Source organism: Bartonella schoenbuchensis R1 (genome assembly GCF_002022685.1).
GTDB lineage: Bacteria > Pseudomonadota > Alphaproteobacteria > Rhizobiales > Rhizobiaceae > Bartonella > Bartonella schoenbuchensis.
In genome coordinates, this window is sequence record NZ_CP019789.1 from 130,911 (window position 1) to 148,446 (window position 17,536).

General features: G+C 39.0%; 11 protein-coding genes and 4 pseudogenes. 10 read left to right on the forward strand and 5 right to left on the reverse strand.

Annotated elements, in window-relative coordinates; all coding sequences use genetic code 11:
* Nucleotides 1–27 precede the first annotated feature (27 nt).
* From BscR1v2_RS00490 to ccmA, 3 genes and pseudogenes are all read right to left on the reverse strand, one after another.
* Nucleotides 28–777, reverse strand: a complete 750-nt coding sequence (locus BscR1v2_RS00490; RefSeq protein ID WP_078689337.1) for a heme ABC transporter permease — start codon at nt 775–777, stop codon at nt 28–30.
* A gap of 50 nt (nt 778–827) precedes the next feature.
* Nucleotides 828–1,487, reverse strand: coding sequence for a heme exporter protein CcmB (gene ccmB / locus BscR1v2_RS00495; RefSeq protein ID WP_078689338.1), 660 nt, complete (start codon nt 1,485–1,487; stop codon nt 828–830).
* 13 nt (nt 1,488–1,500) lie between these two features.
* Nucleotides 1,501–2,111: pseudogene (gene ccmA, locus BscR1v2_RS00500) on the reverse strand (heme ABC exporter ATP-binding protein CcmA).
* 292 nt (nt 2,112–2,403) lie between these two features.
* Between ccmA and acnA the strand changes: the two are divergent.
* From acnA to cyoD, 10 genes and pseudogenes are all read left to right on the forward strand, one after another.
* Nucleotides 2,404–5,091, forward strand: coding sequence for an aconitate hydratase AcnA (acnA, locus tag BscR1v2_RS00505; protein WP_078689339.1), 2,688 nt, complete (start codon nt 2,404–2,406; stop codon nt 5,089–5,091).
* Nucleotides 5,092–5,306: 215 nt separating this feature from the next.
* Complete coding sequence (gene rpsT, locus BscR1v2_RS00510) at nt 5,307–5,573, forward strand: 30S ribosomal protein S20 (RefSeq protein WP_007476123.1); 267 nt, start codon at nt 5,307–5,309, stop codon at nt 5,571–5,573.
* 691 nt (nt 5,574–6,264) lie between these two features.
* Nucleotides 6,265–7,838, forward strand: a pseudogene (gene dnaA, locus BscR1v2_RS00515) (chromosomal replication initiator protein DnaA).
* Nucleotides 7,839–8,031: 193 nt separating this feature from the next.
* A complete protein-coding gene (gene dnaN / locus BscR1v2_RS00520; protein ID WP_078689340.1) occupies nt 8,032–9,153 on the forward strand; it encodes a DNA polymerase III subunit beta in 1,122 nt (373 codons plus the stop codon).
* Between the two features lie 12 nt (nt 9,154–9,165).
* Nucleotides 9,166–10,338 carry a DNA replication/repair protein RecF gene (recF, locus tag BscR1v2_RS00525; protein ID WP_078689341.1) on the forward strand — a complete coding sequence of 391 codons (1,173 nt, stop codon included), beginning with the start codon at nt 9,166–9,168 and terminating at the stop codon, nt 10,336–10,338.
* Between the two features lie 23 nt (nt 10,339–10,361).
* A pseudogene (gene aroQ / locus BscR1v2_RS00530) lies at nt 10,362–10,816 on the forward strand (type II 3-dehydroquinate dehydratase).
* A gap of 129 nt (nt 10,817–10,945) precedes the next feature.
* Nucleotides 10,946–11,917: a ubiquinol oxidase subunit II gene (cyoA, locus tag BscR1v2_RS00535; RefSeq protein ID WP_078689342.1), complete on the forward strand. Its 972-nt coding sequence runs from the start codon at nt 10,946–10,948 to the stop codon at nt 11,915–11,917.
* Nucleotides 11,918–11,990: 73 nt separating this feature from the next.
* Entirely contained in the window at nt 11,991–14,009 is a 2,019-nt protein-coding gene (cyoB, locus tag BscR1v2_RS00540; RefSeq protein ID WP_078689343.1) for a cytochrome o ubiquinol oxidase subunit I, read from the forward strand.
* A complete protein-coding gene (locus BscR1v2_RS00545; RefSeq protein WP_078689344.1) occupies nt 14,006–14,671 on the forward strand; it encodes a cytochrome (ubi)quinol oxidase subunit III in 666 nt (221 codons plus the stop codon). Before cyoB ends, BscR1v2_RS00545 begins: the two co-directional genes overlap by 4 nt.
* A pseudogene (cyoD, locus tag BscR1v2_RS00550) lies at nt 14,671–15,248 on the forward strand (cytochrome o ubiquinol oxidase subunit IV). Before BscR1v2_RS00545 ends, cyoD begins: the two are co-directional and overlap by 1 nt.
* A 145-nt stretch (nt 15,249–15,393) precedes the next feature.
* On the opposite strand, the gene fabI reads toward cyoD, so the two are convergent.
* Complete coding sequence (fabI, locus tag BscR1v2_RS00555) at nt 15,394–16,212, reverse strand: enoyl-ACP reductase FabI (protein ID WP_078689345.1); 819 nt, start codon at nt 16,210–16,212, stop codon at nt 15,394–15,396.
* Nucleotides 16,213–16,262: 50 nt separating this feature from the next.
* Nucleotides 16,263–17,483: a beta-ketoacyl-ACP synthase I gene (fabB, locus tag BscR1v2_RS00560; RefSeq protein ID WP_078689346.1), complete on the reverse strand. Its 1,221-nt coding sequence runs from the start codon at nt 17,481–17,483 to the stop codon at nt 16,263–16,265.
* Nucleotides 17,484–17,536 lie beyond the last annotated feature (53 nt).

A 17,536-nucleotide genomic window follows, 5' to 3' on the forward strand; every position in this document is an offset into this window, starting at 1 on the left:
GTTAGGTATGGTAAAGAAGTTTTAATGTTAAGTACGACGGGTTATTTTAGTTTGGAGTGCTTGAATATGACGACGAGTAATTTCATTTTGCATGGCCATTAAGTTTAATAAGATAAATAGAAGAATAAAGCAAAACATCATAGTTATAAGTGGCCATAGCATGGGGCCATCAATTGTTGTGCCACCTGAACGTAAAAGTGATGCTGATTGATGAAGCGTATTCCACCAATTGACGGAAAATTTAATAATGGGGATGTTGACTAATCCAACCAGTGTTAAAATCGCTGTAGCACGTGCAGCTTTTACTTGGTTATCAAAAGCACGAGCGAGCGTGATAATAGCAAGATAAATAAAAAATAAGATTAAAACTGATGTTAATCTAGCATCCCATACCCACCATGTTCCCCATGTGGGGCGTCCCCAAAGGGCTCCTGTCATTAAGGCTAAAGCTGTAAAGATTGCTCCAATGGGAGCACTACATTTGAGTGCTATATCAGCAAGGCAATTATTCCAAATCAGGCTGCTTAGTGCAGCGGCACTCATCATAATGTAGCAAATTGTAGATAGCCATGCAAAAGGCACATGAATATACATAATCCTAACAGTAATACCTTGTTGATAGTCATCGGGAGAATGTATAACAAGAGCTAATCCTAAGATAAAAAAAAGCACTGTTGCGCTGGTTAACCAAGGCAAAACAGTACTGCTAATTTCCATAAAACGAGTTGAATTTATGAGGAAAAGCTTCGTTTTTTTTTGACGTGGTAATTCATTCATAAGTTTATAATAAGCAAACTTTAGTTTTGCAGCAATTATCTTTTATTATTCTAATATAAATATTTCAGTGTTATAGCTGCGACAAAAGAGCTAAAGACACTCAAAAAAAGTGAGAAAGCAATAAGAAAAGCCAAGGCAGTAAAGAAGATGTTTGGTATTATTGGGGCTGTAGAAGCTGCAACACCAAAAATCATGATTGGAATTGTCCATGGCAGAATAATAATGAAAGTGAGGATAGTACTGTGCGGCAATGATATTGCCAATGCTGCACCAATGGCACCAATAAAAATGATAGCAGGTGTTCCACATAAAAGGGTGAGCATCGTTGCGAAAGTTGTTTTAGCATCTAAATGGAGCATAAATGCTAAAATAGGGGTAGCAAGAATAAGAGGCAGCATAGTGCCTGCCCAATGGGCAAGGCATTTGGTAAAAACAATAAGTGTTAAGCTTTGTCTGTGAGCGGCAAGGATAAGTTGATCAAGATTGCCATCATCATGATCAATTTGAAACAGTTTATTAAGGTTAAGTAGGCTAGCTAGAAGAGCACCAAGCCATAATATACCTGGACCTATTCGTGCGAGAATATCTGGATCTGGCCCGATGGCAAAAGGAATGATCATAATAACAGCAATAAAAAATAAGAGCTCTGTTAGTGAAGAAACTTGTGGTTCTAAGGTTAATTTAAGATCTCGCCAGAATAATGCTTTCATTTATACTTTCTCTTTATAAGGGTAGAAAATGCTCTAGGGCAATCGTATAGTTTTCTGGAAGACCAAGGGGTGTATGGGTTGCAGCAATAATCATGCCGCCTTGGTTGAGATGATTTTGAAAAAGATTTGCGAAAATGTTTTGGGTATGGCTATCAACGCCAGATGTTGGTTCATCTAGAATCCAAACAGGACGATAAGATAGCAAAAGACGAGCAATAGCTACGCGTCTTTTTGCCCAGTTGATAAAACGCGAAAAGGTAGGTGCCCAAGATCAGAAAGACCAACATCAGCAAGGGCTTCATGGGGCGTACGCAGATATTGACCGTAAAATGCTGCCCAAAATTGCAAATTATCAATGACTGATAAGAAGGATTTCATAGCATTTTGAATACTGAGATAATGACATACACTAGCTAAAGGATATGTCTGTGTATGTTCTTTAAAAATGACATGGCCTTCAGCAGCTTCAAGAAGGCCGACAATGATTCGCAACAATGTCGATTTTCCGATGCCATTTGGGCCTGTAATTGTCATGAGCTGTTGTGGGAGTAGACAAAAAGAAAGACCTTGAAATAAAATTTCTTCATTTCTACGTGCTGCTAGATTTTTACCTAATAACACCATGTGATTGCCTGTTATTCTTATTATTTCTATAGCTTTTATTACATTGTAAAATAAAAAACACGTTTTTTATGTAATTGTATCTAGAATAGTTCTAGGAATAGTTTTATAAGGTGTATGTTCTATCAGTTGTCGATGTAGAATGGATTTTAAGATCGAGCTTGCGAATTGACCGAAGAAAGCGGGGAATGGATAGCGGAAGTGACTGCATTCGTATTCAAGCTGCATTTATATTTGTAGTTTGTGTTGTTCATTCCGGAAAATGGGTGAATATATAATATAAGGATGAACAATCATGTCTCAAATTGATAGCTTTAAGTGTCGTAAAACTTTAAATGTTGGTGGCAAAGAATACGTTTATTATAGCTTGATTGAAGCAGAGAAAAACGGCCTTAAAGGTGTTTCTCGTTTGCCATTTTCCATGAAGGTTCTTCTCGAAAATCTGCTACGATTTGAAGATGGCCGTACAGTTAAAAAAGAAAATATTTTAAACATTGCTCATTGGCTGAATGATAAAGGCAGCGCTGGTGCAGAAATCTCTTATCGCCCCGCACGCGTTCTCATGCAAGATTTTACTGGCGTCCCTGCAATTGTTGATCTTGCTGCAATGCGCGATGCTATGGTCAAATTAGGAGGAGACGCTGAAAAAATCAACCCTCTCATTCCTGTTGACCTCGTCATTGACCACTCAATTATCGTTGATAATTTTGGCAATTCAATGGCATTTAAGAAAAATGTTGAGCGTGAATATGAGCGCAATGGCGAGCGTTATCGTTTTCTTAAATGGGGGCAGAAAGCGTTTAAAAATTTTCGTGTTGTTCCTCCCAGAACAGGGATTTGTCATCAGGTCAATTTAGAATATTTAGCGCAATGTGTATGGATGAACGATGGGGATGGTTGTCAGACAGTTTATCCTGACACGTGCGTGGGAACTGATTCGCATACAACCATGGTGAATGGTTTGGGTGTTTTAGGTTGGGGTGTTGGCGGTATTGAAGCAGAAGCTGCCATGTTGGGGCAGCCAGTTTCAATGTTATTACCTGAAGTTATTGGTTTTCATTTAACTGGAAAACTGAAAGAAGGTGTAACTGCTACTGACTTAGTTCTAAGGGTAACACAAATTTTACGCCAAAAAGGTGTTGTTGGTAAATTTGTTGAATTTTTTGGTCCTGGTTTAGAGTATATGACGCTTGCTGATCGGGCGACAATTGCGAATATGGCGCCTGAATATGGGGCAACCTGTGGTTTTTTCCCAATTGATAAAGAAACAATACGCTATCTTAATATGACAGGGCGCGATGAAAATCGGATTGCTTTGGTAGAGGCTTATTCTAAAGCACAAGGGATGTGGCGTGATGAAACAGGACCTGATCCTGTTTTTAGTGATGTAATTGAATTAGATATGGGAAGCATTGTGCCTTCTATGGCTGGCCCTAAACGTCCTGAAGGGCGGGTTCCATTGGAAGATGTGGGCCAAGGTTTTGAGATGGCATTGGTCCATGATTATAAGAAAACTACTGGGCAAAATGACCGTTATAAGGTTGAGGGTGAGGAGTATGAGCTCGGTCATGGAGATGTGGTGATTGCTGCGATTACTTCTTGTACGAATACATCAAATCCAAGTGTTCTTATTGCTGCTGGCCTTTTGGCACGTAATGCTGTGGCAAAAGGTCTCAAAACCAAGCCATGGGTTAAAACTTCTCTTGCGCCTGGTTCACAGGTAGTTGAAGCTTATCTTCTTAGTTCAGGTCTTCAGAAAGATTTGGATGCTTTAGGGTTTAACTTAGTTGGGTTTGGATGCACGACATGTATCGGGAACTCTGGTCCTTTGCTGCCAGCCATTTCCAAAACGATAAACGATAATGGTTTAATTACTTCAGCAGTCCTTTCAGGTAATCGTAACTTTGAAGGGCGTGTATCACCTGATGTGCAAGCAAATTATTTAGCTTCACCACCGTTAGTTGTAGCGCATGCTCTTATGGGGACGGTACGCAAAGATCTAACCCAAGAGCCTCTTGGTAGAGGTTCGGATGGTCAGCCAGTTTACTTAAAAGATATTTGGCCTACTTCTAAAGAAATACAAGAATTTATCGAAGAAAATGTTACTCGTAAGATTTTTGTTGAGAAATATGCAGATGTGTTTAAGGGAGATGAAAATTGGCAAAAAGTTCAAGTGTCTTCTGGTGTTACCTATTCTTGGGATGATCAGTCAACTTATGTACGTAACCCGCCTTATTTCGACGGTATGCTGAAAGTTCCTGGTGCATTAGAAGATATTAAAAATGCACGAATTTTAGGTTTGTTTGGTGATAAAATTACGACTGATCATATTTCTCCTGCTGGTTCTATTAAGGTTGATTCGCCTGCGGGGCAATATTTGACTGATCATGGTGTTAAAATGGCTGATTTTAATCAGTATGGAACCCGTCGTGGAAATCATGAAGTTATGATGCGTGGGACCTTTGCTAACATCCGCATTCGTAATTTTATGTTAGGAGAAAGTGGTCGTGAAGGAGGTTATACAGTTCATTATCCATCCAAAGAAGAAACAACAATTTACGATGCAGCAATGACATATAAGCAAGAAAGAGTCCCACTCGTTATTTTTGCTGGTATTGAATATGGCAACGGGTCATCTCGTGATTGGGCGGCTAAAGGTACTAATCTTCTTGGTGTAAAAGCAGTGATTGCTCAATCTTTTGAGCGTATTCATCGGTCTAATCTTGTTGGTATGGGTATTGTTCCTTTTGTATTTGAAGCGGGTGCAAGTTGGCAATCGCTTGGTTTAAAAGGAGATGAACAAATAACGATTGAAGGAATCGATAATTTGAAACCTCGTCAGAAGACTACAGCTACAATCACTTTTTCTGATGGAATGGTGAAAACTGTACCATTATTATGTCGTGTTGATACTGAGGATGAGTTAGATTATTTGCATCATGGTGGCATTTTGCACTATGTTTTGCGTAATTTGGCAGGTTAAATAAAATTTATCTGTTTAACAGTGTGTTTAAGTAGGGGCTCAAAGAGGTGTTTTGCTGATTTTTAGGTTCATCTTTGAGAATCTAATTGACGTTTGTTTTCAGATTACGTTATAAGAGCAGCAATAATGAACAGCTTTAGAGCTTAGACTTGTTTATTTCAGTAAAATATTTTGTCGAGTTAATTTTTACTGATTAGTTGAAAGAGAAAGATACGATGGCGAATACACTTTCAGCCAAAAAAGCGGTGCGCAAGATCGCAGCACGCACGCAGGTCAATAAGGCCCGCCGTTCACGCGTTCGCACTTTTATTCGTAAATTTAATGATGCTTTAGCTAGCGGTGATAAAGCTTCTGCAGAAGTAGCATTTAAAAATTTTGAACCTGAAATTATGCGTGCGGTTTCTAAAGGGGTTTTTCATAAGAATACTGCTGCACGAAAAGTGTCGTGTTTAGCAAAACGCTTAAAAGCTTTTAGCGCCTAAATTTTTTACAATTTGTCAAATTAAGTCAGTACCGAACAGGTGCTGACTTTTTTATTTATTTTTAAACATGATGCTTTTTTTATAAAAGCTATACGAACGGTTATTACTGTTAAAAAATAGAATAAATTTATAATGTTAAGATAGTTATCCACAAGCCTTGTGGATTGTAATAGAGTCTTTTCTTGTCAAGCTTTTTTTATTTTTTTTTAATGAATGAATTTTTTCATTAGTAGTAAATTTTTCGTAAAGAAAAAGTGAGTTGAATCAATGAACTTTCTTATTTGTTTTTTACGATTACAAAATTATTACGGATTTTAATGATCATTTGATTTTATTTTCGCCTCTTGCATTTTACCTCTTCTGTTTTGTATGGTCTTTAATAGAAATTGAAAATGCACAAGGTTTACATCAGCTAGATGCTATAGTGTGTTAGGTGAAGAGTGCTTTAGCTTAAGCGAGTTTTCGGGTGAGTTTTTTTGGTTTCTTTATTGATATGTTTTGTCATCTTGAAGGGCATATCGTACAATCAGAAAAAGATAAATCTTATTGGTCATCTTTATTAGTCAGGTTGTAATGAGGCTATCTTAGGGGAGGGTGAATTATCTCATTTGGGGAAAGGAGCACTTGCCTTGGCTAAGTAAATATTTAGCTGTCTGGCAGGACAAGATTGTAGTTTTTATCGGAATAAAAAATGGTGGATAAATTGAGTTCTAGAGCTAATTCCTTGAAAAGGGTTTCGGTGGATGTCCTGTCGACAGAAAGAGCAATAAATCAAATGACGAATATAAATGAAATGGGTGGTACAAGTACTCTTGGAGAGCATCCAGTTATTTTAGAAGAAGAAGGTGCAGCTGCTTTTACACGTGTGATGGCGCAATTAAAAGTGCGGGTTGGTGTTGAGGCTTATACCAGTTGGTTTGGTCGTTTGAAGCTTTCCGAATATAATCGCAATCTTGTAAAACTTTCTGTTCCTACAGCATTTTTGCGTTCATGGATTAATAATCATTACGGTTCTCTTTTAACCAGTTTATGGCAACAAGAAAATTCAGCGATTCTTCGGGTTGAAGTTATTGTTCGTGATTTAAAACGTGTTTCAAAAAATGGAGTATGCAAAACAAATGGAAGCTCTGTTGTTGCAGTTCCTGAGGAGCAGAATACTTCATCTTTAGCTGAGAGTTATGTGGAGCATTCAGCCAAGAATTCTCAGGCAGGAATCTTTGGTTCGCCACTTGATTCGCGTTATACTTTTGAGAATTTTGTTGAGGGTGCTTCAAATCGTGTTGCTTTAGCTGCTGCGCGTTCAATTGCAGAGGGGCATAAAAGCGCGTTACGATTTAATCCTCTTTTTATTCATGCATCGGTTGGTTTGGGGAAAACGCATTTGCTTCAAGCTATCGCAGCCGCTGCTTTGAAGCGTTTGACGCCAGCACGGGTTATTTATTTGACTGCTGAATATTTTATGTGGCGTTTTGCGACAGCTATTCGTGATAATAATGCTCTTTCTTTTAAAGAACAGCTTCGCGATATTGATCTTTTAATTATTGATGATATGCAATTTTTACAGGGTAAATCGATTCAGCACGAGTTTTGCCATTTACTCAACATGTTACTTGATAGTGCAAAACAGGTTATCGTGGCTGCAGATCGTCCACCAGCGGAATTGGAATCGCTTGATCTTCGGGTTCGGTCTCGTCTTCAAGGGGGGTTGCTCTTGAAATTGAAGCGCCAGATTATGAAATGCGCTTAAAAATGCTGCAGCAACGATTGAAGGTGGCGCGCCAAGATGATAGTGCAATTGAAATTTCTAATGATATTTTAGAGTATATTGCTAAAACAATTTTAGGGTCAGGGCGCGATATTGAAGGAGCGTTTAATCAGCTTTTATTCCGTCAGTCTTTTGAATCTGATTTATCTTTAGAGCGTGTTGATGAGTTATTAGGTCATTTGACACGTTCAGGTGAGCCAAAGCGTATTCGAATTGAAGAAATTCAGCGTACGGTTGCACGCCATTATAACGTTTCTAAGCAGGATTTATTATCCAATCGCCGGACACGTACGGTTGTTAAGCCACGGCAAGTTGCAATGTATTTGGCAAAAGTATTGACGCCTCGTTCGTTGCCTGAAATTGGGCGTCGTTTTGGAGGGCGCGATCATACAACAGTTTTACATGCTGTACGCAAAATTGAAGATTTGATTTATGATGATCAGACTTTAGCTAAAGAACTTGAGTTACTTAAGCGACTAATTGGAGAACAGGCTGTATAACATTGATAATTTTTTATTCTATTTGTTAATATGTTGGAAAGATCCAGTGAGAATAGTCGTTTTTGCTTGTATGATGCCCTATTGCCATTTTAGTAGAGGTTGAATAAACTTAAACTATGATTCTTTAAATGAATCGAGTGCTTTGGCTGAGCGAATTCCTATAGTTATGAATAAATTATCAACGGGGATTTTTATGCACATTACAATTGACCGCAATCAATTTTTAAAGTCTCTTAATCGTGTTCATCGTGTGGTTGAGCGTCGTAATACGATTCCTATTTTGTCAAATGTATTGATTAACGCAAGTGGTGATGGTGTACAATTAAAAGCAACAGATCTTGATCTTGAAGTTATAGAGTCTTCTTTAGCTAAAGTTGAGCAGGAAGGAGCAATAACTGTTCCAGCGCATTTGCTTTATGACATTGTTCGTAAGCTTTCCAGTGGAAGTGAGATTGTGCTAAAGGTTGATAACAATCAAGCAAATACAATGTCTGTTGTTTCTGGTTGTGCTAATTTTCAACTTCAATGTCTTCCTAAGGTAGATTTTCCAGAATCGCTTCCAGGTCAGTTTAGTTGTTGTTTTTCTTTATCGGCATCAGATTTAAAGCGTTTATTTGATTGTACGCAATTTGCTATTTCGACTGAAGAAACGCGTTATTATCTTAATGGTATTTATTTTCATGTCGTTGATGATGGTGTTTTGAAGTTGCGTTTGGTTGCAACTGATGGTCATCGTTTAGCACAGGTTGATATGGAGGCGCCTTCAGAAATTAAGGATATGCCGGGTGTTATTATTCCTCGTAAAGCTGTGGGAGAGTTACAAAAACTGCTTTCCGAAGAAACTGAGGGTGATGTTTCTATAGAACTCTCAGAAACAAAGATTCGTTTCTCTGTTGGGTCTGTGGTTTTGACATCAAAATTAATTGATGGAACATTTCCAGAATATCAACGCGTCATTCCTCTGAACAATGATAAAAAGCTAGCTGTCAACCGGCAGGATTTTTCTGCTGCAGTTGATCGTGTTTCAACAATTTCAAGTGATCGTGGTCGTGCGGTAAAATTAACAATCGAAAATGGGCAGCTAAAGCTTGTAGTTAATAACCCTGATTCTGGAAGTGCAGAAGATCAATTGGTTGCAGATTACACATCTGATCCGCTTGAGATAGGCTTTAATTCACGTTACCTTTTAGATATTGCTGCGCAGCTTACAAGTGATGAAATGGTTTTTATGTTGGCTGATGCTGGGGCACCGGCACTGATTCGTGAAAGTGATGATGCAGCTGCACTTTATGTGCTGATGCCTATTCGTGTTTAGGGATAGTGTGTCTTGCAGTGCAGTGCTAGCCGTATACATAAGGTAACAGTGAGGCAGCTGAAATTAACGCATTATCGCAATTATTGCTCTTTCAATATTCATTTATCAGGTCAGCATGTAGTTTTTACCGGTCATAATGGTGCTGGTAAAACTAATCTTTTAGAGGCGTTATCTTTTCTTTCTCCTGGTCGTGGGTTACGGCGTGCGGCTTATTCTGATATCAGTTTTTCTAAGGGTGTAGGGGCTGCATTTGTTGTGTTTGCTCGTCTCCAATGTGCTCTTTATGGTGAAGTGAATATTGGTACGACTTTAGAGACTAGTGATAGTGGTCGAAAAGTACATATCAATGGTGTGCATGAGTCGTGTGATTGTTTGACAGATTATTGTCATGTGAGTGTGTTGACTCCTTCTATGGATGGACTTTTTATGGGGCCTTCACTTGATCGACGTCGTTTTTTAGATCGTATGGTTTTGGCTATTGATTCTTTACATGGCCGGCGTATCGCAGATTATGATAAGGCTATGCGCGCGCGTAATCGTTTGTTTTTAGATGGAAATGAAAATTGTGCTTGGTTTGATGCTTTAGAGGCGCAGATGGCTGAACTTGCAACAGCTATTGCAGCTGCACGGGTTGATGTTATTCAGCTTTTGAATGATATGTCTGAGCAAACGTCATCTTATACACCTTTTCCACGGGCTTTTCTGCAAATTGATGGTTTTTTGGAAAAAGCTCTTGGAACGACATCAGCAATTGAGGTTGAAGAGCAGTTTTTAGACCGATTGCGTCGCAATCGCCCGATAGATTGTGCTGCTAGGCGAACATTAGAAGGGCCGCATCGCACAGATTTACAGGTTTTTTATGCGGATAAAAATATAGCTGCAACATCTTGTTCAACAGGTGAACAGAAAGCTTTGTTGACAGGTTTAGTTTTATGTCATGCGCGTTTAACAGGTATGATGTCAAATATGACACCTATTCTTCTTCTTGATGAAATGGCTGCTCATCTTGATTCTCGTCGGCGTGCTGCTTTATTTGATATTCTTGATGATTTAGGTAGTCAAACATTTATGACAGGAACAGATCGTATTTTGTTTGATTCCTTAAAAGGACGAGCAGAGTTCTTTGAGATTGAAGATGGAGCTTTATTGCAGCAAGAAACCTATTCAAAGTTTGTGATGGGGTAATAATTGAGAAAAAGAGGCTTATTGTGTCTGCGATTATAACGGTTTTAAATGGTCCTAATTTGAATTTCCTTGGAAGACGTGAGCCAGAAATTTATGGCAGTGAAACCTTAGAAGATATTGAAAAGTCTTGCAAGAATTATGCAGTAAACCTTGGAATAACGGTGCAATTTCATCAGAGTAATTGTGAAGGACAATTGATTGAGTGGATACAAGCAGCAACTGGAACGAGTGCTGGATTGATTATTAATCCAGCTGCTTATAGTCATACATCTCTTGCAATTCTTGATGCATTAAAAATGTTTTCAGGGCTAATAGTAGAGGTCCATTTGTCAAATATTTATCAGCGTGAATCCTTTCGTCACCATTCTTATATTTCTACGGGGTAGATGCAGTTATTGCCGGGTGTGGAGGTGAAGGATATTTATTTGCACTTAATTATATTGCCAAGTGGCTAAAATGTGGTATGAAAAAGGCATAAATTGGACAAAATTGATAAGGTGTGTTTGACATTTTCTTAATAATTTGTTTCAAATGAGTAAGATAACTTATAAAAATACTATTACTGTTTTTATGATAATTTATTAATACATATAACAGGCAGGTCAGAATGAGAAACTGTTTTGAACAAATTAAGATGCTTGCTATTTTAGGGGGAGCGTTACTTTTATCTGGTTGTGAAATGGATATTCTTCAACCTGGGGGATATATTGCACGTCAACAGCTTACTTTAATTGTTATATGTGTTCTTGTTATGCTTTGTGTCGTGATTCCAGTGATGATTGCGGTAGTCCTTTTGGCTATTAAATATCGCGCATCGAACACAGCGGCAGATTATTTACCTGATTGGGGGCACTCAAATAAAATTGAAGCTTTTATGTGGGGTATTCCCATTGTTATTGTTGCGATTTTAGGTTTGTTGACGGCCTATTACACTTATAGGCTTGAACCTTCAAATCCACTTCCAGTAGATGTTGCTGGTGAAGAAAAGCCGTTGCAGGTTGATGTTGTGGCTCTAGATTGGAAATGGTTGTTTATTTATCCTGAATATGGCGTTGCATCGATCAATGAAATTTATGCGCCAGAAGGTCGTCAAGTATTGTTGCAATTAACATCAGAAAACTCTGTTAATGCATTTTGGGTGCCAAAACTGGGTACGGTTCTTTATGCTATGCCACAGATGAATTCTAAATTACATTTAGTAGCTGATGAGCAAGGAATATTCAACGGGAGCTCGGCAAACTATAGTGGTGATGGTTTTTCAGGTATGCGTTTTCAATGGCATTCTGTGTCTTTAGAAGATTTCGATGATTGGATTGCTAAAGCTCGGGCGAGTGGACAAAAACTTGATCGTTCATCTTATCGTCAACTTTCAAGTGTACCTCGTATGGGTGATGTTGTCGCGAAAGAAAAAGATGCTGAAGTGCGTTATTTTGCACCTGTTGAAGAACGGCTTTATTATCGAATTGTTAACCGGTGTGTTGATGAAAATACGATATGTAATGAAGACTTAATGAAGCGTGCTGCCGCTCAAACACTTTGGGGTACACTTTGTTCTGTTTTTGATCCGGGTGTTCTTTAAGAAGGCATCAATCGAGAAAAACTTTTTTAAAAAGGTTTTTTAAAACTAAAATTCATTGGATATGGGGTGAGAAATGTTTGGAAGACTTACGGATCCTACGGCTGGTGCTTTTCATGCACTTACACATGAGCCAATTGTTCTTCATACATGTATTGCAATTGCTGTGATTGGCTTGGTCGCTGTTGTTGCTTTAACAGCGCTTGGCTGGTGGGGAATTCTTTGGCGCAATTGGATTACAACAGTTGATCATAAGCGCATTGGTATTATGTATATCGTTCTCGGGATTATCATGCTTGTACGTGGTTTTGCTGACGCGATTATGATGCGAACACATCAGGCTATGGCGCTTGGTAATGAAACAGCAGGTTATTTGCCTCCTGAGCATTTTGATCAGATTTTCTCGGCCCATGGTGTTATTATGATTTTCTTCATGGCGACACCAATTTTATTTGGTATTTTTAATTACCTTATACCTCTTCAAATCGGTGCTCGTGATGTCGCGTTTCCGTTTGCAAATAATCTAGGATTTTGGATTACGGTTGCGGGAGCAATACTGCTGAATATATCTCTTGGAGTTGGCAATTTTGGTCGTGGTGGTTGGTTGATGTATCCACCTTTCTCAGAGTTACAAAGTAGTCCAGATACAGGTGTCGATTATTATTTGTGGTCCCTTCAGCTTTCTGGTATCGCGACAACGATGGGAGCAATAAATTTTGTTGCAACTATTATTAAAATGCGCGCTCCTGGGATGACATTGATGAAAATGCCCGTTTTTTGTTGGGGAGCTTTTGTTAGCAATATTCTTATTTTAGTTATTTATCCTGTTTTAGCTGTAGCGTTTGCGTTGTTAGCAGGTGACCGTTATTTGGGTATGAATTTTTTCACCAATGCAGCTGGTGGCAATCCAATGGTCTGGATTAATTATGTTTGGATTTTTGGTCACCCTGAAGTTTATGTTTTAGTTATCCCCGCTTTTGGGATTATTTCTGAAATCGTACCCACTTTTTCTTCAAAACGCCTTTTTGGGTATAGCTCAATGGTTTGGGCGATTTTGGTTATTTTGATTCTTTCACTTATTGTTTGGGGACACCATTTCTTTACAATGGGTGGTGGTGAAGCTGTTAATACTTTCTTTGGTGTTGCAACGATGATTATTGCAATTCCAACGGGTGTTAAGGTCTTTAATTGGCTGCTCACTATGTATAAGGGTCGGATTCGCTTTGAGCCTCCTATGCTTTGGTGTATGGGGATGATGTTTACATTTGTTGGTGGTGGCTTGACAGGTGTTTTGATGGCGATTGTGCCTGCTGATTGGCAATTTCATAATTCTCTATTTTTGGTGGGTCATTTTCACCATACAATTATTGGGGGTGTTGTCTTTGCTTATTTGGGTGGTCTGGCTTTTTGGTTTCCAAAAGTTTTTGGTGTTAAACCAAACCGCATGTTAGGTATTGCATCTTTCTGGTGTTGGTTTATTGGTTTTTACGTTGCTTTCTTCCCGGTTTATATACTTGGTTTAATGGGAGCTACGCGTCGTCTCCAACACTATATTGAACCTAGTTGGCAGCCAATGTTTATTATTGCTGCGGTGGGAGCTTTTATTATTCTTCTTGGTATCCTTTGTTTTGTGCTCCAAGTTGTTTTGGCGATTTGGTATGGCATTAAGCATAAGGGGCGCTTGCCAGTAACATCGAATGATCCTTGGGGTGATGCACGTACGCTTGAATGGTTGGCTTCTTCTCCTCCTCCTGCTTATAATTTTGCAATTATTCCAGAGGTGCAGGCTGAGGATGCTTATTGGGATATGAAGAAAAATGGTTATCAGCGCCCAACGAGTGGATTTACAAAAATCCATATGCCGTCAAATACATCAGCTGGAGTTATTGCAGGTTTATTCTCATTAATTGTAGGTTTTGCGCTTGTCTGGCATATTTGGTGGCTTGTTGCGATTGGGGTGATTGGCTTTATTGCAACGATTGTTTGTCATTCATTAATGGGCGATCATCATGGTTATTATATTCCAGCTGAAGAAGTGCAGAAAACAGAAGACACCTTCACAGCTGTTCTTAAAGAACAAGGAGTAAAAGCATGAGTGCGGTAACAATGAATAATGTTTGCGCGGATGAGCATCACCACGACAATAGTTCGGTAATGATATTTGGATTTTGGATTTATATCCTTTCGGACTTGATCGTGTTTGCGACGCTTTTTTCAGGTTTTGCTGTATTTTCTGCTTCTTATGGCGGAGGTAAAGCAGGCAGTGAGTTTATTCATTTAAACTTTGTGTTGGTTGAAACTGCTATTTTGTTATTATCATCAATTACCTACGGTTTTGTGATGGTACAAACCCACAAGGGTAATTTGGCTGGCGTACGTTTATGGATGGCTATAACCTTTGTACTTGGGTCTTGCTTTATTGGGATGGAAATTTATGAATTTCGTGAACTTTTAAGTGAGGTGTATTATTATGATGCTGGTGCTTATGCTGGTGTTGATTTAACAACAGGTACGCAACTTTTTGGGCGAGAGGTTCTGTCTGCTTATTGGTCAGCATTTTTTGCTTTGGTTGGTACGCACGGTCTCCATGTAAGTGTTGGTCTACTTTGGATGATTGTGATGTTTTTTCACCTATGTCGTAGTGGTTTGGATCAGAATAACAAAACACGTTTAACATGCCTTTCAATTTTCTGGCATTTGCTTGATATTGTTTGGGTTGGTGTTTTTACTATGGTTTACTTGTTAGGAGCACTGTAATGAGCATGCATGACAAAGCACATAATCCAAGTACTATCTCTTATTTGGTTGGTTTTATTCTAGCTGTTTTTTTACTTTAGGTTCTTTTATTCCTGTAATGTATGGGATGTTGGACAGTTGGGCGGTTAGTACGAAAGTTATTTATCTCATTGGTATGGCACTGATCCAGATTGTCGTACAGATTGTTTTCTTTTTGCACTTGAATTCTGGTCCAGATGCTAAGTGGAATTGGATAACCCTATGGTTTGCAGCTATGTGCGTTTTCATTATTATTGGGGGAACGTGGTGGGCTATTTCTCATTTGAATTATAATATGATGGGTGGTTCAGGACGCATTATTGTGCCAGAAGTATTAGAAATGAATGTAACTGAGCCGGAAGAGCCTGCATCAAGTATGCAAGAGCAGGAGGAACAAACATCAATACAGGAGCCGGAAAAACCAGTGCAAGGTATGCAGGAACCGGCGTCGAGTGTGCAACAGCAAGAGGAATTAGCACCAGGTGTGCAAGAACCGGCATCAAATGTACAAACGCCGGAAGAACCAGCGTTGAAAGATTCATCATCTTTTAATGACTAGAATGCTTGCATTTTAAAAGAGAAAGAGAATGATTCTATAGTAAAAGGAATCATTCTCTTAAATAATTTATAGACTTAAATATTTTTGCAGGAATTTGTAGGAATTATTGAATAAGTGTTTCTACTTTTTTCTAATGTCTAAACCATTATTCTCCTTGAGTTTCTTCACTTTGTTTTAGTTCTTCAAGTGTTGGCATAGACATAATGTTGTATCCTGAATCAACATAGTGGATTTCTCCCGTAACGCCTGATGATAAATCAGAAAGCAAATAAAGAGCAGATTTCCCAATCTCATTAATGTTTACAGTGCGGCGGAGTGGTGCATTACGACGTTGATATGAAAAGATTGCTCTTGCAGCTGCAATGCCATTGCCAGCTAAGGTTCTAACAGGACCAGCTGAAATTGCGTTGACACGGATATTTTGAGGACCAAAATCTGCAGCTAAATAACGCACCATAGCTTCTAAGGCTGCTTTAGCAACGCCCATGATATTGTAGTTAGGAACAACTTGCTGTGAAGCTCCATAAGTGAGTGTTAAAAGTGTTCCACCATTGGGCATGAGCTTACCCGCGCGTTGAGCGATTTCTGTAAAAGAATAAGCTGAAATTACCATTGTGCGAGTAAAATTCTCGCGGGTTGTAACATCGACATAACGCCCTTTTAATTGTGTTTTATCTGAATAGCCAATGGCATGGACAACAAAATCAATCGACCCCCATTCTTTTTTTAAATATTCAAAAACTTGGTCGACATTTTCAATTTTTTCAACGTCACACTCAAGTAATAATTTGCAGCCAAGTTTTTTTGCAAGCGGTTGAACGCGTTTTCCAAAGGCATCTCCTTGATAAGTCAAGGCTAGTTCAGCTCCTTCTTCTGCTAATTGACATGCAATGCCCCAAGCAATTGAATGATCATTCGCAATCCCCATAATGAGGCCACGCTTGCCCTCCATCAAACCTTTCATATTATTTCTCCGTAAGATCGTGCCATTGTCAATCAATTAAGAATCATCATTTACGTATAACGTTGGAAAACAAGCGTTGCATTGGTACCTCCAAAACCAAATGTATTTGATAATACAGTATTTAATTCTTGGTGATCACGGCGTTTACGGACAATCGGCATATCAGCAAAAGCGGGATCAAGTTCTTCAATATGAGCACTCTCACAAATAAAATTATGATTCATCATTAACAATGTATAGATCGCTTCTTGAACACCTGCTGCACCTAAAGAATGACCCGTTAAAGATTTTGTAGCAGAAATTGGTGGGCATTGATCACCTGTCCCAAAGATCTGGCGGATTGCTTCTATTTCAGGGGGGTCACCAATGGGCGTTGCTGTTGCATGGGGATTGATGTAATCAATTTTATTTTTTACGGTTGCAAGTGCCATGCGCATGCATCTTTCTGCTCCTTCACCGGATGGAGCAACCATATCATGCCCATCAGATGTAGCACCATAACCAACAATTTCACCATAGATTTTTGCGCCACGTGCTTTGGCTACTTCTAACTCTTCAAGAACCAAAACACCAGCACCACCAGCAATAACAAATCCATCTCGATTGATATCATACGCACGTGAAGCTTTTTCTGGTGTGTCGTTATATTTACTAGACATAGCGCCCATGGCATCAAATAAAACAGATAACGTCCAATCTAAATCTTCACAACCTCCTGCAAAGACACGATTCTGTTTGCCGTATTGTATCATCTCATAAGCATTGCCAATGCAATGATTAGATGTAGCACAAGCTGAAGAGATCGAGTAGTTCACTCCTTTAATTTTAAAGAAAGTTGCAAGAGTTGCTGCTGCTGTGGAACTCATCGCTTTGGGTACCACAAAAGGTCCAACGCGTTTAGGGCCTTTCTGACGTGTAATATCGGCAGCTTCAACGATTGAACGAGTAGAAGGTCCTCCAGAACCCATAATAATACCAGTGTGCTCATTTGATACTTCACTAGGCTCTAAACCTGCATCAGCTATTGCTTGATCCATAGCAATATGATTCCACGCTGTTCCATAACCATGAAAACGCATGGCTCGTCGATCAACCAATTCTTCTATATTTACATTTGGTTTGGCATAAACTCTGCTACGAAAGCCTAATTCAGCATATTCGGGTGCATAAGAAATTCCGGATTTTGCTTCACGCAAACTCGTTAAAACAGTTTGAAGTCCGTTTCCAATTGAGGAGATAATTCCCATTCCGGTTACAACAACTCGACGCATTCATACCTCCTTAGTTCATATAGAGCACAACAAAATGTTTTTTCTGATGGAAT

Coding starts and splice junctions, on each gene's coding strand:
- BscR1v2_RS00490 (WP_078689337.1), bottom strand. CDS start 777: ATGAATGAATTACCACGTCAAAAAAAAACGAAGCTTTTCCTCATAAAT.
- ccmB (WP_078689338.1), bottom strand. CDS start 1,487: ATGAAAGCATTATTCTGGCGAGATCTTAAATTAACCTTAGAACCACAA.
- acnA (WP_078689339.1), top strand. CDS start 2,404: ATGTCTCAAATTGATAGCTTTAAGTGTCGTAAAACTTTAAATGTTGGT.
- rpsT (WP_007476123.1), top strand. CDS start 5,307: ATGGCGAATACACTTTCAGCCAAAAAAGCGGTGCGCAAGATCGCAGCA.
- dnaN (WP_078689340.1), top strand. CDS start 8,032: ATGCACATTACAATTGACCGCAATCAATTTTTAAAGTCTCTTAATCGT.
- cyoA (WP_078689342.1), top strand. CDS start 10,946: ATGAGAAACTGTTTTGAACAAATTAAGATGCTTGCTATTTTAGGGGGA.
- cyoB (WP_078689343.1), top strand. CDS start 11,991: ATGTTTGGAAGACTTACGGATCCTACGGCTGGTGCTTTTCATGCACTT.
- BscR1v2_RS00545 (WP_078689344.1), top strand. CDS start 14,006: ATGAGTGCGGTAACAATGAATAATGTTTGCGCGGATGAGCATCACCAC.
- fabI (WP_078689345.1), bottom strand. CDS start 16,212: ATGAAAGGTTTGATGGAGGGCAAGCGTGGCCTCATTATGGGGATTGCG.
- fabB (WP_078689346.1), bottom strand. CDS start 17,483: ATGCGTCGAGTTGTTGTAACCGGAATGGGAATTATCTCCTCAATTGGA.